Annotated in this window: 13 protein-coding genes; 2 read left to right on the forward strand and 11 right to left on the reverse strand. The window is 70.8% G+C overall.

Going from position 1 to position 15,847, the window contains the following annotated elements:
- Positions 1-6: 6 nt before the first annotated feature.
- From ABZ463_RS14280 to ABZ463_RS14320, 9 genes are all read right to left on the reverse strand, one after another.
- Positions 7-1,653: a class I tRNA ligase family protein gene (locus ABZ463_RS14280; protein ID WP_352011903.1), complete on the reverse strand. Its 1,647-nt coding sequence runs from the start codon at positions 1,651-1,653 to the stop codon at positions 7-9.
- Positions 1,650-2,741 carry an FAD-binding oxidoreductase gene (locus ABZ463_RS14285; RefSeq protein WP_362776148.1) on the reverse strand — a complete coding sequence of 364 codons (1,092 nt, stop codon included), beginning with the start codon at positions 2,739-2,741 and terminating at the stop codon, positions 1,650-1,652. Before ABZ463_RS14285 ends, ABZ463_RS14280 begins: the two co-directional genes overlap by 4 nt.
- Positions 2,741-3,073 (reverse strand): cupin domain-containing protein, encoded by a 333-nt coding sequence (locus ABZ463_RS14290; RefSeq protein WP_352011901.1) that lies wholly within the window; start codon positions 3,071-3,073, stop codon positions 2,741-2,743. The genes ABZ463_RS14285 and ABZ463_RS14290 overlap by 1 nt, the downstream gene beginning before the upstream one ends.
- Positions 3,070-4,296 (reverse strand): SidA/IucD/PvdA family monooxygenase, encoded by a 1,227-nt coding sequence (locus ABZ463_RS14295; protein ID WP_362776151.1) that lies wholly within the window; start codon positions 4,294-4,296, stop codon positions 3,070-3,072. The genes ABZ463_RS14290 and ABZ463_RS14295 overlap by 4 nt, the downstream gene beginning before the upstream one ends.
- Complete coding sequence (locus ABZ463_RS14300) at positions 4,293-5,540, reverse strand: ATP-grasp domain-containing protein (protein ID WP_362776153.1); 1,248 nt, start codon at positions 5,538-5,540, stop codon at positions 4,293-4,295. Before ABZ463_RS14300 ends, ABZ463_RS14295 begins: the two co-directional genes overlap by 4 nt.
- A gap of 177 nt (positions 5,541-5,717) precedes the next feature.
- Positions 5,718-6,890, reverse strand: a complete 1,173-nt coding sequence (locus tag ABZ463_RS14305) for an MFS transporter (RefSeq protein ID WP_352011898.1) — start codon at positions 6,888-6,890, stop codon at positions 5,718-5,720.
- Between the two features lie 2 nt (positions 6,891-6,892).
- On the reverse strand, positions 6,893-8,140 hold the full coding sequence (locus ABZ463_RS14310; RefSeq protein WP_362776155.1) for an ATP-grasp domain-containing protein: 1,248 nt from the start codon (positions 8,138-8,140) through the stop codon (positions 6,893-6,895).
- A 29-nt stretch (positions 8,141-8,169) separates the two neighbouring features.
- The gene (locus ABZ463_RS14315; protein WP_362776157.1) at positions 8,170-9,930 is read right to left on the reverse strand and encodes a TauD/TfdA family dioxygenase; all 1,761 of its coding nucleotides are present in this window, start codon (positions 9,928-9,930) and stop codon (positions 8,170-8,172) included.
- 380 nt (positions 9,931-10,310) lie between these two features.
- Complete coding sequence (locus ABZ463_RS14320; protein ID WP_362776159.1) at positions 10,311-11,444, reverse strand: NADH:flavin oxidoreductase/NADH oxidase; 1,134 nt, start codon at positions 11,442-11,444, stop codon at positions 10,311-10,313.
- A 69-nt stretch (positions 11,445-11,513) separates the two neighbouring features.
- Here ABZ463_RS14320 and ABZ463_RS14325 point away from each other — a divergent pair, with 69 nt between their 5' ends.
- Positions 11,514-11,834, forward strand: coding sequence for a helix-turn-helix transcriptional regulator (locus tag ABZ463_RS14325; protein ID WP_362776161.1), 321 nt, complete (start codon positions 11,514-11,516; stop codon positions 11,832-11,834).
- A 73-nt stretch (positions 11,835-11,907) separates the two neighbouring features.
- Here the strand turns inward: ABZ463_RS14325 and ABZ463_RS14330 are convergent, their stop codons facing one another.
- On the reverse strand, positions 11,908-12,345 hold the full coding sequence (locus ABZ463_RS14330) for a hypothetical protein (RefSeq protein WP_352011893.1): 438 nt from the start codon (positions 12,343-12,345) through the stop codon (positions 11,908-11,910).
- Complete coding sequence (locus ABZ463_RS14335; RefSeq protein WP_362776164.1) at positions 12,342-14,975, reverse strand: multicopper oxidase domain-containing protein; 2,634 nt, start codon at positions 14,973-14,975, stop codon at positions 12,342-12,344. The genes ABZ463_RS14330 and ABZ463_RS14335 overlap by 4 nt, the downstream gene beginning before the upstream one ends.
- Positions 14,976-15,323: 348 nt before the next feature.
- Between ABZ463_RS14335 and ABZ463_RS14340 the strand changes: the two genes are divergently transcribed.
- Entirely contained in the window at positions 15,324-15,815 is a 492-nt protein-coding gene (locus tag ABZ463_RS14340; RefSeq protein WP_352011891.1) for a hypothetical protein, read from the forward strand.
- Positions 15,816-15,847: the final 32 nt, after the last annotated feature.

The raw sequence follows: 15,847 nt of genomic DNA on the forward strand, positions 1-15,847 counted from the left end.
CGAGCGTCAGGCCGGAACATGACGCGACGAGACAGGCAGGACGGACACCAGATCACCCAGCGTGATCGGCTCGAAGCCACCGGGCCCACCGCTCGCACGCGGCCGGGTGGGCTCCAGGAAGGCCGCCAGGCGTGGTTCGCCCGTGCCCCCGAGCGACTCCCACAACCGCCGGCCGAGCCGCGGCATGATCGGGAAGGCCAGGACCGCCACGCCCTTCAGCCACCAGTAGGCCTGGGAGGCAGAACCCCACTCGCCGGGCGTCTCCCGCCACCAGAGGTCGAACGCCGCGACGGCGTCCGCCGTCGCGATGACCAACCCGTCCAGAGCCGCTTCCTGCCGGCGTAACAGCTCCTCAAGCCGGGCCAGCCGATCCTGCCCCATGGGTTCGGGAAGGACGTCGGCGGACACCGCCGAGGCGGCACGGACAAGGGACGTCAACCGGCCGGCCAGCCGCGTGTTGTTCACCTCGACGAAGGACCGGGGCTCCATGCTCTCGGGCCCCTCCTCCAGTCTCGTCCCGGCCAGGAAGTACCGTACGGCGTCCGCGCTGATCCGCGGGGCCCGCGCGATGTCGGCGGACCAGATGACGTGTCCCCGGCTCGTCGAGAACTTCTCCCCTTCGAGCTGGTAGAAGTCGTTGACCAGAACGCGGTCGTAGCCCTTCATGTCGCCGTGCCGCAGCGCCGTCCCCACGATGCAGACCATGGTGGGGATGACGTTGTCGATACCGAAGCTGGTCACCGTGGTGACCCCGGAGCCTGGATCGAAGGCGTTGACCCCGGTCCCGCTCATCTCCCCGTGGACGGCGCCCATGAGCCTGGCGAACATGAAGATCCCCGCGTACGAGAAGAGCGTGCGCGGCACGCCGGGCACGCCTCCCTCCAGGGCCACACCCCACTGCTGGGGCGCGCTCAGGCGGACCGTACCGCCCTCGCGGGCCAGGAAACGCTCGACCGCCTCCTGGAAACGCGGCGGCACCCGCATCTCCGCCATCCGGCGCCGGAGCGGTTCCGGCTCCGCGACCCTGAGGAAGAGTGAGGAGATCTCCCGCCATTCGAGTGGGCCTGCGCCGTCGGGCCCCTGCGGTTCCAGCAGGTTCTCCGGGCGGAAATGACCGCCGCACGTCTCACAGAAGTAGCTGGAGACCCTGCTCCCGCAGTCCGGGCACCCGCCCGTAAGCCATGGCCCGACGATGTACCGCGCGGCGGAGCGGCTGTACGGAACGCGTTCCCGCTGCTCGACCACCGCTCCCCGGTGGCGCAGCCGCCGCACGCAGGCGTCGACCTCCTCCTCGAAGACCTTCCGCCAGGGGTCCTCACAGGGGTTGATGAACTGGTCGACGCCGATGTCCACGGCGCTGAGGTCCTGCGCGATGAGCGCGTCGTACTCGGCCGCGATCTCCGCTTCGGAACGTCCTTCGGCCACGGCCTTGAACGTCATGTACGGCTCGTAGACGTCGCTCCCGGTGATGATCAGCGGCAGGTCACCGCGCATGCGCAGGAAGCGGCTGAGCATGTCCAGACGCAGGAAGGGCCCCGCGATGTGGCCGAGGTGCAGGCGCCCGTTCGGAGTGGGCTCGGAGGGAGCCAGCAGGTAGTGCCTGGGGTGAGCGGTTTTCGAGGTCCTGATCAGACCCTCGGTTGGCACGGTCACGAACGGTCGCCTTTACGTGTGTCGAGACTGAGAAGTTCCAGTGCGCGCTCAGCGATGGCCGGGGCCAGCCGGTAGCCCGATCCGTTGCCGCCGAGCGCGAGGACGACGCCCGGCCATCCGTCCACCGGTTCGACCAGCGGCATCCGGTCCGGGGTGTAACCGTCGTAGAAGGCCCGGCCACCGCAGGTCTCCGCGGCCAGGGCGGGGACGTACGCGTCGAGGACGCCGGCCGCCGTCGCCCGGTCCTCGGGACTCAGGTCCGGCGGGCCGTCGCCCGGAGAGAGGTCCCAATGCCGTGAGGTGAAGCTGAGGAGCCAGTACCCCTCCTCGTGCACGGGGAGCAGGAAGGCGTCGTGGTCGTCGAAGACGAGAACCGGCGCGTCGTCCGGTGGCCGTACGCCGAGGTGGAGGGCGGCGACCTTCTTGACTCGGAGCCCCCGCGCCCGGGCCACGTCACCGAACGGCCCCCAGGGCGCCCGCGCCCCGGTCGCCACGGCGACCCTTCCCGCGACCGCGTACACCTCGTCGCCGTGGGTCAGCTCGTAGCGGCCGTCGCGGGGCCGTACACCGGTGACGGGCGAACCACCGCGCACCTCGCTCCCCGGGCGCCGCCGCTGTTCGTCCAGCAGTCGTCCCGCCAGGCGTCCCACGTCGGCGTGGGCGCCCCCGTCGGAGCGCAGCAGCAGCCGGTCGGCGGTTCGCAGTCCGGGCAGGACTCCGGCCAGCCAGTCCCGCCGCTCCGCGTCGGCCTCGATCAGGCGGGGACCGGCCATGCTCTCCCGCAGCCTGTGGAGGTTCGCCTTGTCGATCATCCAGTAGGTGTCGACCGGCCGGATCGGCAGTGCGGGCAGTTCGGCCCTCAGCCTGGCGTAGACAGCCGATCCCCGCGCGGCCAACGCCCGCTGCCCGGCAGTGTGTCCCGTGGGAACGTCCAGTCCGGCTGACAGGTGCGTGGCGCCGGTGTTGCCGTCGTCCATCGTGAGGACCCGGAGCCCCGGGTTCCCCTCCGCGGCGAGATGGCCGATCATCGCCCCGATGATCCCGGAACCGATGATCGCGAGGTCGAACTCCTTCTCCGGCCTCCCCATCAGCTGCTCCGCCACCAGATGGAAAGCGCGGACACCGGCGTACCGCGGTCGGCCAGCAACATGTGCTCGACGAAGGGCGCGAACCCCACGACGTCGCCCGCGCCCACCTCGTGCGGAACGCCTCCGTAGTGGAGCGTCCCCCTGCCGTCGAGCAGCAGCCAGATCTCGGTGACGGCGTGGCTGTCGGGCGGTGTCCGTCCTCCGGGGGCGACGGTGAAGCGGGCCATGCTGAACGGCCGGTCGCCCGGTAGTTCGTCGAGAGGGATCTCCCACTCCTCAAGCGCGGGGAACTCCGCGGGCAGGGCACGGAGCCCGACTCGGGGGAGGCTCATGTGTTGTACCTCCGATATCCGAGGATGTCGTTGAGAATGACCGCACTGCGCCAGGCCAGAAGGCTGAGGTTGGGGTCGGCGATCCCCCAGGCGTGCTGGGCGCCGTTCTGGACGTAGACCTTGCCCCTGACGTCACCGTCCAGCCGGAGCGAGAAGTCCTCCCCCACGTCCGGAGTCCCCCCGGTGGTGGACAACCGCGGGGTGAGGGTGTCCATGCAGGACGGGAGGCGGTGTTCGTAGCCGGTCGCGAGGATCACCACGTCGGTCGTCACAACGCGGGGTTCGGCGCCCTCGACGGTCAGTCCCCATCCGTCGGGCAGGCGGGTGCAGCCGGTCACCTCCATCCCGGGCATCAGACGGATCCAGTCCTTGCGGCCCAGGATGTACTCGTGCCGGTAACGCTCCCGGTAGATGTCCTCAAGGGTCGCCGTGTCGATTCCGTCACTGGCGTACTTCTGCTCCGCGAGAAGGGTCCGCCTGCGCTCCCCCGGCATCTTGTGGAACTCGCGGGCGTACTGGGGAAAGAAGTACTCGTTGGTGAACGGGGAGTCGTCCAGCGGCAGGAACCCCGGCCGCCGGGTGATCCATGTGATGCTCCGCGGGACCCTGTCCAGCCGCATCAGGTGCCGTACGATCTCGGCGCCGGACTGGCCTCCGCCGAGCACCGTGACGTCCCGGTCAGCGGTCGTCCGCTCGCGCAGGAGGAACTCCCCCGCGTGGAACACGTCGGCGCACAGGTGGCTGCGCAGGTGCGGCGGGATCCTGGGGACCGGGCCGGTGCCGAGCACGACGTTGCGCGCGAGGACCTCCCCCCGCTCGGAGCGGAGTCGGAAGAGGCCGTCGCGGAGGTCGATGTCCTGAACGTGGGTTCCGTACTCGATGGACGGAATCGACTGGGAGACCCACTGGAGGTACTGGTTGAACTCCGTCCTGTGGACGGCGGGGAAGCGCGCGGTGAGGAACCTGTAGAGCCGGTCCTCCTGGGCGAGGAAGGCCAGGAACGAGAAACGGCTGGTCGGGTCGACCAGGGTGACCAGGTCCTTCAACGGTGAGACCTGCAGGGTCGCCTCGGGCAGCAGAAGCCCCGGGTGCCAGGCGGTGCTCTCCCTGGCCTCAAGGTGGATCGGCCTGAGGTCCGGGAGAGGCTCTCCGAGCGCGGCGAGGCTCAGGTTGGCCGGCCCCATGCCGACGGCCGCGTAGTCGTACGGCTCGGCGGCGGTCACTGGATGACCACCCTCTCGTCGAGGGAGTCCCAGAAGGCCAGCGCGGCGCGGTGGGAGTCCGCCGTGTAGAGGACGTGCGCCAGGCGTGACCGGCAGTCCCGGACCTCGGGAACGGGGACACCGGGCGGGATGGCGACGTGTGTCTCGACGACGTTCGGCAGGTCGGACAGTTCGTCCCAGCCCTTGATGCCGGAGTAGGAGTCCCCCTCGGGGAGGGTGAGGAACCGGACCGCCGCGCTCGCCGCGACGGGTTCGCCGAAGGCCCCCAGCCGCCGGGGGTCGGCTCCGAGTCCCGCGGCGAGCATGATCAGCGTCAGGTCGACGCCGGTCACCCGTTTGACGAGTTCGGGGATGCCGTCCCCCGGCAGCCGCGCGCCGAGTTCGATCAGTACCGGCCCCTGGTCGCTGAGCCTGAGCTCGCAGTGGAACGGACCCGCTGTGACGTTGAGCGCCCGGACGACGTCCTCGGTGTAGGCCTTCACCTGGTCCGTGACGTCGCCGGGCAGGTCCGCGGGCGTCAGGTGGCCGAGCTCCACGAATCTCGGCTCGGCCCCCAGAACCTTCCGGGTGACGGCCACGACGGTCGTCACCCCGTCGGCGACGTAGCCGTCGGCGCTGATCTCCTCGCCCGGGACGTACTGCTCGACGATGACCCGGTGCCCCATCGGGCGTCCGAGATCGAGGGTCTCGTCCTGGGCGAGCTCGGTGAACGCCCTCAGGAGCTGTGGCCAGTCCCGCGCCAGGCTCACATGGATGCTCCCGGAGGACTCAACCGGCTTCATCACGCACGGGAATCCGACGTGCTCGGCGGCGCTTCTCAGCCGGTCCGTCGTGTCCGCCTCGGCGAAGCGCGGCGAACGCAGCCCGGCGCGCGTGACGCTCTCCCGCATGAGGGCCTTGTTGCGTACGGAGTCCACCGTCTCCACCGGCAGGCCCGGCAGGCCGAGCCGCGCGGCGAGCCTGGCCGCCGTCGCCACGTAGAAGTCGCAGCCGGGCAGCACCGCGTCGAACGGGTTGCGGCGGTGGAGCCGGGTGACCGCCTCGGCCAGAGCCGCCTCGTCGTTGGTGTCCACGACCAGGACCTCATCGACGATCTCCCTGAGCTTCGCGGGTATCTCGCAGTCACCCGCGTCCTGAGAAGCCGTCACCACCCTGGCACCGAGGCGGTGCGCGGCCCGGGCGAGGGCCGCGCCGCCCGAGACCGGTTCCACGATGAGAACGGATAATCCGTCTAGATCAGTCATCTGCACGGTCCCTTCAGGGAAAAGCTGTGAGGATCACCGGTTTACGACTGCTTCGCAGCGGTGCGAACGGCCTCGGCCCGACGGGTTCGGAGGCCTGCGGGTCCGCGGGCGCTCCAGGACGCGGACGACGCGCGGCGCGGCTCTCGATGCCCTGGGGGAGGCCTGCGGACAAGGCGTTCATGCCATGACCTCCGTTCTCGTGCGGGTGGCGGCTCGTAGGTGGATCAGCAGCCCGACGACCACGGGGAGGGCCAGGCCACCGGTGATCGTCAACAGGTGCACGGGGTCGACGGACGCGCCGGTGACCGCGAGCAGCCCGCCCGCCAGCGGCATCGACACGCAGTTGAGCAGTGAGATGGCGGCGGCGGTGCTGCCGAACTCGGCGGCCGGGACGGCCCGGGCCCTGACGGTCCTGATGAAGGCGCTGAAGGCCGCGTCGGCGGCCATGAACACCATCACGATCGCGACGAAGGCGACGAACTCGTTGGACGCGCCGATCGCCAGGAAGGCCAGGCACTGGATCAGGGCGCTGGCCGCTCCGGCGATCAGAAGGCCGAACCTCCGGATGAACCGGGTGAGCAGGGCCAGCACGAGCAGCGCGACCAGGGCGGCTCCGGTGTACACAAGGGCCAGTCGCCCCTCGTCCACCCCGTAGTGGTGCCGCACCAGGGCCGGCGCGGCCGCCAGCAGCAGGGCCAGCATCAGGTTGATCACCATGGTGATGGCCACCACGTCTCGCAGGAGCGTGTTGGCGATCACCTGGCGTACCCCGGCCATCACCGGCGGCGGCTTCGCGGCCACCACCGCCGCAGGCTTCATGTTCCGGGCCAGCAGCAGGCTCGTCCCGAAGAGCACGGTGAGAACGGCGACCGTCGCGGTCGTCCCCACCAGCAGCAGGACACCGCCGAGGACCGGTGCGATGAGAATGCAGCTCTGCTCGATCGCGCTCAGCATGGTCTGCAGGCGGGGCATCTCCTTGGCCGAGACCAGGGAGAGTCCCGCCTTCTCACCGGCCACGAAGGTCAGCTCGAACCCCGCGCCCGCGACGAGGGCCAGAACGACCAGGGCCACTCCCGCGTTCCCCGGCATGAGGGCGACGGCGGCCACGGCCCCCGCCCCGACCGCCGTGCGCACCACATCGCTCAGGATGTGGATTCGGCGGCTCTCGAACCGGTCGGCGAGGTAGCCGGCGAGGGGCAGCGCGACCAGCCTGGGCGTCCACTCAACGAACAGGGCGACGCCCGACCACATCAGGCTGCCCGTCATCCGGTAGATCATGAGTGGCACCACGAACTGGAGCGTCTGATTGGCCAGCCAGCCGACCCCGCGGAGCGCGAGATAGAACAGCATGCCTACTCCACCGTGACGGCTCTGCCAACCGCCTGCCAGATGTCCGTCGCCTCCTGGAAGGAGTCGGCGGTGAATATGACGTGTCCGATTCTGGAGCGGAAATCTCCCGGCTCCGGGATCGGCTCCCCGGCGGCGATCGTGAGCTTCGTCTCCAGCACCTCCGGCAGGGCGAGGAGATCGTCCCATCCGTTCAACCGCCGGTAGGCGTGGTGACCGTCGGCGAGGTAGAAGCGGATTCCGGCGTTCTTCGCCTGTGGCACGCCGATGGCCCCGACGTCCTCAAGCGTCCATCCGAGATGCGCCGCGATCATCGCCTTGGGGAGGCTGACGCCGGTGGCGAGGTGAACCAGATCGACGATCCGGTCTCCGGGGAGGCGGGCCGCGATCTCGATCAGCACCGGCCCGTCGGGGGTCATCCTCAGCTCGCAGTGGAAGGCGCCGACGGTCAGGTGCACCGCGTCCACGACGGCACGCACGTACTTCTCTATCTGGGCCGTCACCTCCACGCTCTCGTCGGCGGGGGTCAGGTGTCCGATCTCCACGAAGGCGGGTTCCGGTCCCAGCAGTTTCCGGGTGAGCGCGACGACCGTCGTGCGGCCCTCCGCGACGTACCCGTCGGCGCTGAACTCCGGCCCCGCGATGTACTCCTCGACGATGACCCGGTGCTCCAGCGGCCTGCCCAGGTCGAGGCTCTGGTCGGCGGAGAGCCGATCGAAGGCCGCGCGCAGCTCCGCCCACTCGTTCGCACGGCTGACGTGGATGCTTCCCGAGGAGCCGACCGGCTTGATCACGCAGGGGTAGCCCACGTGCTCCGCGGCCTGCTCCAGCTCCGTGAGCGACGTCACCTGGGCGAACCTGGGGGTCCGCAGGCCCGCCTCGGCCGAACGCGCCCGCATGAGCACCTTGTCCCTGACCTCCTCGACCGTCTCCGGCCGCAGTCCGGTCAGCCCCAGAGCCGCGGCCAGTCTGGCGGTCGCCGGCACGTGGAAGTCACAACCGGCCAGGACCGCCGAGAACGGGGCGTCCCTGTGCATGTCGAGCACCGCCTGCTCGAGTGCGGCCTGGTCGTTGGTGTCCACCACGAGTACGGCGTGCGCCAGCGCGCGGATCTCATCGGGAAGCGTGCGGTCGTCGGCGTCGTAGGACGCGACGACGACCTGCAGGCCGAGGTCACGCGCCGCTGTGACCAGGGCGTTTCCGGAAGAGACCGGTTCCACGACCAGCACCCGGGCGAACGATAGATCACGCATATCTGGAAAGTCTCTCCCCGTGAGGTCCATCAGACGGCGAAGGCGGTTTCGATGACACGGCGGCGGAGCCTGCGGTGCGCCGCGGAGGGCACGAGGTCGCGGACCACGCACACTCGCTGAAGCCATCGATCGAGGCCGTCGTATCTGGCCTGGAACTCGGACCGCCCGTGGACGGTCCGCCTGTTGTCGATGATCAGTAGGTCGCCGGTGTCCAGCCGGGCCCACTGCTTGACCTCGTTCAGCGCGACGTGCAGCCGCTTCAGGGCCGCGTCGGCCTCGGGTGTCAGACCGACCATCAGGTCCGGGTCCACCGTGATGTAGGGGTCGAAGGGGTCTCCGTACAGAACCCGGAGCACCGGACCGTTGCCCTTCTGGCCGTTGGCGCTGCCGAAGGAGTAGTCGATACCGGTCTGGAACATCGGCTCGCTGAGGATCGCCCGTTCGCGCAGGCTCAGTCGCGACACCGCCATGCGCAGGCTCGCGCTGATCGTCTTGGCCGAGCGCTCATGGTCGGGACGCAGGCAGTGCAGCAGCACGTAGTCCGGCATGAAGGGGTGAAAGGCCGCCTCGGTGTGGAAGTCCAGAAGAAACGAGGAACTCTCCGAGGAGAGCTTCTCCGCGTTGTGCCTCGTCGGAGCCACGTTCTGGAAAAGCTGTCCCTGCTTCTCCTGAACATAGGCGATGGGCTCGCCCAGCGCCTGGGCGAATCCGGCCAGCCACAGTTCGCTCATCGGCGTCGGCCTGGGCAACGGTTCGGCCGGTTTCGCCGGCGTGGGCTGGAGATCCGGGTCGACGGGCAGTCCTCTGATGAGCAGGACGCCGCTGTCGGTGCTGTTCCGCCGGAACCTGGCGAGGGCGTGCCGGATCACCCGGGGAAACTCGTGAAAGCGAAGTTCGGCCTCGGCCAGGAACGCTTCCTGGTCCTCCCGCGAATCGGGCAGATATCCGTCGGCCAGGCTCGCCAGCAGGTGGGCGTAGGGACGCGCGTCGACGACGTGCGGCCCTGGCTCCTCCTTGAGGTTCTCCCCCTGCGGAAGGGTGCGGGTGGTGAACCGGTGCTCGTCGACCACGTGCAGCACCTTCTGGTCGATGTGCTGGACGGCCTCACCGCGGTACAGCCACGACAGCAGGGACAGCAGGAGCCGGGCGTTGTCCTCGCGGCCGAGGAACGGCAGCGCGAACATCTCCGCGTTGCCGATCACCGCGATCCGGCCCGCGCCGTACTGCGCCGTTCCGAGCAGGGTGTGGCCGTCGTACTCCACCACCGGGACCAGCTGTACCAGGGAACTCTCCACGCCCTTCGGCCGGTACAGGTGCACGCCGCCGACTCCCGGGGCGGCCGGATGCGTGCTGTTCGCCTCGACCGTGAAGTCGTAGGTGAGGAGGTGCGAGTCAGGCGAATCACCGCGTGTTCCGGGAAGCAGGCCGTTCACGGTGATCCCGAAGGGGTGGTGGCCGGACGTGGCCGACCGGCCTTCGCCGTCACCGAGGATCAGAACCGACCCGCCCTCGCGCACATACGTCTCCAGGAGCCGGCACTCGGCCTCGGTGAACGACGCGCCGTCTCCCCCGGCGGCGGGGATCACCAGAAGGTCCAGCTCTCTCAGGGCCGCCTCGTCCCAGCCGAGCTCCAGAGAGTGGACGGTGTCGCCGAAGCATACGTCGACCAGTTCGGTGACCGGCCCGATGACACCGAGATCGGAAAAATCAGCAGGCCGCCCCGGTCCCGGTTTCCGATGGAAATCGAGCGACCAGACGGAGGCGTGCACAACGTCTACACCTACCAGCATGACCATTCTCCCCCAGTTCGGTTGCAGGCTTGAGAAACCCTAGGAGAGCCTTGTGCAGAGTCCGTATATTTCCTGTATAAGACCCCGCGAGCTGCATTGACGTTTCGACGCGAGTACCCGAGGACGCGCCGTTCACACAGCCTTTCCCTTCAATCGCCGGCCACGGACCGGAAACGCCGTCACGGTGAGGCAGATGACATAACGGAAAGTCACAGCAAACGGCGTTCCCCTCGCCCCCGGTCTTTTTCGCCTTCGGGTGGTCTCGCCGTTCCACGGAGATTCCCGGGAAAGAGCGAGGACTTCACAGAAACGTCCAGCCCCGAGCACCGGTGGGCTTTCGCACACCGGGGCCGGTGGCCGGTGCGCACGCGCCGGCCCGGTCAGACGGCGTAGCCGTACTGCTCGGGCCAGGAAAGGGACGAGGAGGGCTCCAGTTCACGGGCGGCCCGGTGGGGCCAGTGGGGGTCGCGGAGCAGTTCGCGGCCGAGCAGTACGGCGTCGGCCCGGCCGGAGGTGAGGATCTCCTCCGCCTGACGCGGTTCGGTGATCAGGCCGACGGCGGCCACCGGCATGCCGGTCTCGGCGCGGACCCGGGCCGCGAACGGCACCTGGTAGCCGGGACCGGTGAGGACCCTCGCGCGGGGCGCGTTCCCGCCGCTGGAGACGTCGAGCAGGTCGACGCCGCGGGAGAGCAGTTCCCCGGCCAGGAGCACGGTCTCCTCGACGGTCCACCCCTCGCGTTCGTCCTCGGGGTTCTCGGTGAGCCAGTCGGTGGCCGAGACGCGGAAGAACACGGGGAGTTCCTCCGGCCAGACGGCGCGCACGGCCTCGACGACCTCAAGCGCGAGACGGATGCGGTTGCCGAACGAGCCACCGTAGGCGTCGGTACGGCGGTTGCTGTGCGGGGAGAGGAACTCCCCGATCAGATAGCCGTGCGCGCCGTGCACCTCGACGACCTGGAAGCCCGCCCGCAGGGCACGCCGGGCCGCCTGGGCGAAGTCGTCGACGACGCGCCGGATCTCCTCCACGGTCAGCTCCCTCGGCACGGGATGGTTCTCGGCGAACGGGATCGGGCTCGGCGCGACCGGCTGCCAGCCGCCGTCGGCGACGCCGACCGGTCCGCCTCCGCGCCACGGCCGGTCCGTCGACGCCTTGCGCCCGGCGTGCGCGAGCTGGATGCCGGGTACGGTGCCGTGCTCCTGGAGGAACCGGGTGACCCGGGTGAACGCCCGCTCCTGGCGTTCGTTCCACAGCCCCAGGTCCGCGGGGGTGATCCGGCCCTCCGGGGAGACGGCCGTGGCCTCGGTGAGGATCAGCCCGGCGCCGCCCACCGCGCGGGCCGCCAGGTGGGACAGGTGCCAGTCGTGCGGCACTCCCGCCTCGGGGCCGTCCGTGGCGGCCGAGTACTGGCACATCGGCGCCATCCAGACGCGGTTGGGAATCGTCAGCGAGCGCAGGGTGATGGGGTCGAACAGCATGGGGACTCCCGGTTCGGCGTTTTGTACGACGTTCATCGTAGTACGAGATTCATCGTAGTACGACAAGTGACGTAATATCGAGGGGAACGCGGAGGGGAGACACACATGAGAGTCCTGGAGCACCCGGACGTCGAGGAGATCCGGCTGGAGGCGGTGCTGCACGCGCTCTCCGACCCCATGCGGCTGGAGGTGGTGCGTTTCCTCGCCACGACGGAGAACGGAGCCGCCTGTTCGGAGATAGACCTCGCCGTCAGCAAGTCCACCGGGACGCACCACTACCGCGTCCTGCGCGAGGCCGGGGTCATCAACCAGGTCTACCAGGGCACCTCGAAGATCAACTCTCTGCGCAGGGCCGACCTCGACGAGCTCTTCCCCGGCCTGCTCGACAGCGTCGTCTCCGCGGCCACCAGACGACCGCGGAGATGACCGTCCCCGCCCTGCCGGGAAGGACGGACCCGGGAAGGACGGACCCGGGAAGGACGGACCCGGGGAGACGGGCTCAGGTGGCGGGCAGGGCGGTGGCCAGCAGCACCACGCCGACCGAGCCGACCAGCGCCGTCACCGCCATGCTTCGCGCGAAGGAGGGGCGTCCGGCGCGCACGGCCCATCCGTGCAGGGCCGCCGCGACCATGACCGCGCAGAACAACGCCAGCTTCGCGGCCAGGATCCGCCCGTAGCCGGGCTCGGCCAGCGAGGCCCAGGTGACGCCCTTGTGCCAGGCGATGGCGACGCCCGTACCGAGTTGCACCGGCAGGAACACCGCGCCGGTGAACATCCCGAAGCGGCGGCCGACCGCGGTCAGCACCCGGCCACGCCGTTCCGCGTCCAGCAGCCGCCGGGCCAGGGGCAGCAGCACCAGGGAGACCGTCAGCTGCCCGCCCACCCACAGTGCCGCCGACAGCACGTGCGCGAAGCGCACCACCGTCCACCACGTCATGACGCGCTCACCCGGAACAGCCCGTGCGCTCCGGCCTCGGCGTTACGCATCAGGTGGTCCACCACCGGATAGGTACCCGGCTCGGGGAAGACCAGTTCGGCGAAGCCTCCCTGCGCCGGGGCCAGGTCCAGCACCTGCGCGCCGCCCGGGTCCCCGGCGCGCAGCCGGTAGGACCCCTCCTCGTAGAGGGTGTCGAACGGCGCCCCGACCACGTGCAACGCCGTCCCCGAGTTCGGCCCGGCCGCCACCGCCCAGATCCGCACCCGCTCACCGGCCTTGGCCTCCAGCGGGGCGTGGTCGTAACCGGCGGCGGTCCCGTTGAACATCCACCCGTCGGGGCGGCCCTCGCGCAGCTTGACGACCTGGGCCTCACTGCCCGGCTCCCCCAGGTACAGCTCCCCCGAGACCAGTAGATACTCACGGTCCACACGTGCCAGGTCCGGCGGATCGATGATCACGGCTCCGTACATGCCGTTCGCGATGTGCTGGCTCATGGGCATGGTCGAGCAGTGGTACAGCCACGCTCCCGCGAAGTCGGCGCGGAACCGGTAGGTCAGCCGCTCACCCGGCTGGATCGTGCGCATGGGCCCGTCGGGAGCGGTCGCACCGGCGTGGAAGTCGATGCCGTGCCCCATGGACCCGCCGTTGACGAACGTCACCGTGAACACGTCGCCGACCCTGCCCCGCAGAACCGGCCCGGGAACCGTCCCGTCGAACGTCCACACCCGCTGCCGCACCCCCGGCGCGACCTCCCGCACGACCCTGTCGTCCACCCGGATCTCCACGGCGTGCTCGCCGCCGCCCGGCGCGGGCCCGAGCGCCGCGTCGTACGGCCTCCAGCCCGGTGACATCGGCGCGGCGAGGTCGAGGAGGGGTGTGCCGTCCCCCATGCCGTTCCCCGCCCCGCCGTGTTCACCGTGTTCTGGCCCCGTGGCCCGCGCGGCCTCCGGGGAGACGACGGGGACGGAGGAGGGGATGATCCGCATCGTCATTCCCGCGGCCCGGTGCCCGGCCACGGTGCACCAGCCGTCGACCGCCTCGCCGAGCGGCTTCAGCGTCAGCGTGGCCTTCTGCCCCGCCGCCAGCGTCGGGGTGCGCTCACCGGTCGCCAGCCGCAGGTCGTGGCGCTGGGCGTCGGCGTTGGTGACGCGGAGCGTCAGCACGGTGCCCGGAGCGGCCTCGATCACCGCGGGCCGGACGCGCATCCCCGACAGCGTCACCTCGACCGTTCTGGCGCCCGTGGCGACGACCGTCGTCGCGGGACCGGACCCGCCGTCGACGGCCACCACGACCGCGGCGGCCGTCAGCAGACATCCGGCGGCCACCCCGGCCAGGGCGGGAACGCCGCGCCTTTTTCCTGTGCCGGGCGCGGTGGGCGCGGTGGCCGGGGTGGCCGCCCGCAGCAGGGTGAGCGCGGCGAGCACGACGAACGCCGAGCCGGAGGCCAGCACCAGTGCCCAGCCCAGTACGGCGAGCGGACGCGGCACGGGAAGCGCGAGCAGCGGCGTGCCCAGGTTGAACGCGGCCAGCCGTACCACCCAGCCGCGTTCCAGCAACGCCGCGTTCTCCTTGAACCGGGCCGGGCCGCCGCCCAGCACCGCGGGCAGCAGGTGCAGCAGCGAACCGAGCAGCACCTGGGCGACGAACCCGGCCAGCACCAGGGGCAGCAGCGGCTCAAGCGCCCCGGCCACCTCGCCGGTCGGCCGCGTGACGACGATCACCACGTCGATCACGAGGGCGATCTCGAACCAGACGACGGCGGCCCCCATCGTCCAGGCCGCGCCGGTGTGCGGACGGCGGGAACGCACCGCCTCCGCGAGCGGCACCAGCGCCGCCGCCGTCCCCGCCGCGTAGGCCGCCAGCCCGGCCGCCGCCACCCAGCGAAGGTCCGCCAGCAGGCCGCCGGTCAGCAGCGCCAGGCCGGGCACGGCCAGCCTCAGCCCGGCGGAGGAGGCCCCGCGGGTCCGCTCGGACAGGCGGGTGCGCAGCACCGTCGGCCAGAGCGTGAACAACGTGCCGAGCACGGTCAGGCCGACCCAGCCGAGCAGGTTCACCTGGGCGTGCGCCGCGTGCATCCTCTCGTGCGGAACACCGGGACCGGCCTGCGCGGCCAGCAGCCCGCCGAGGACGCCTCCGGCCGCCAGGGCCCCGGCCGCGCACACGTACCAGGCGACGACATGGCCGAACCGGCCGGGCAGCGCGCCGCGTGCCAGCCGTACCAGCGTGGCCGCGTGCCAGAGCACGACCGCCACGATCACGGCCGCCCCGCCCACGGCCACCGCGACCGGTCCGGCCGAGACGCCGTACAGCACGGCCACCGTGGCGGCGTTGAGCAGCCCGAGCCGGGTCAGGCCGAGACGCGGGTCCGGTGTGCGGGCGCGCAGCAGCACCACGGTGAAGTGCTCGCTCCAGATCAGGATGGCCGTGGTGACCGCGCCGAGCAGGAGGACGTGGACCAGCAGCCAGCGCGGCGCGGGCAGCGCCTCCCCCGTCAGCGCGGCCGTGACCGTCAGTCCCAGCCACGCCACCACGAGCGCGTTGGCCCGCAGGTGCCACGGTCCGCGGCGGCGTACGGGCTCGCCCGGTCCTGACGGCGGTCTCTTCTCGATGCGAACCTCGACCGGTGTCACCCTCGTCGCCCTTCCCTCGGCGGCCGGAGCACCGGCGTGACGGCGCGTCCGGACGCGGGCGCGGGGAGGGGGTCCGAGGACTCCGCCCTCGCCGGTTCCGCGGACATGGCCGTTCTCCTCCGCCGGATGTCACGGGGCGCTGAATTCACCTCACGGTAAATCCTCAGGACGGTGGCGAGCATGGGCTCAAGGACCATCACCCGTGGGACCAAAGTCCTTCCGGCCGCTCCTTTACCGGGATTTGGGACTTTCGGCCCGCCGAGCAGGGGCCTGCGCCCCTTCATCGCGCCCCGCCCGCCGCCGAAAACTCCTGACAGAGCCCCTGCCGTCACGACGAAGGAGACCCCCATGAACGACCCGCGCCGGTTGGCGGCGACGCTGGTTGGCGCCGTCGGCGTCACCACCCTGACGGCCGGGGCCGTGATGACGGCCCGCGGCCTGCGGGGCAGGGACGAGATCCGCGACGAGCTCTCCCGGCAGCGGATCACCTTCCCGGAGAAGGGACTGCCTCCGGAGCTCACCGCGTACGCCGGGCACCCGGTGGAGAACGGCGTCCAGGCCCGCGCGTTCGCCGACATGATCGGCGGCAACGTGCGCCACGCCACACGGGGCCGCACCTACTCCGAGGTCACCGCGGAGCTGCACGCCGCCGGCGGCCAGGACGACTCCCTCGCCGCGCTGCGCCAGACCGCGTTCATGGGCGAGACACTGCGCGCCTCGCTGATGACGGCCTACCAGGCCTGGCAGATCACCTCCCTGACCGTCGGCCTGGGCGCGGTCCTGATGGGCGCGGGCGCCGCCTTCGTCACGGTGGGCGCCGTGATGTCCTCCGGCGGATGACCGCCGCGCCCCGTTCCAGACACCGACGACCG

It is taken from the genome of Streptosporangium sp. NPDC020145, assembly GCF_040631275.1.
Taxonomy (GTDB): Bacteria; Actinomycetota; Actinomycetes; order Streptosporangiales; family Streptosporangiaceae; genus Streptosporangium.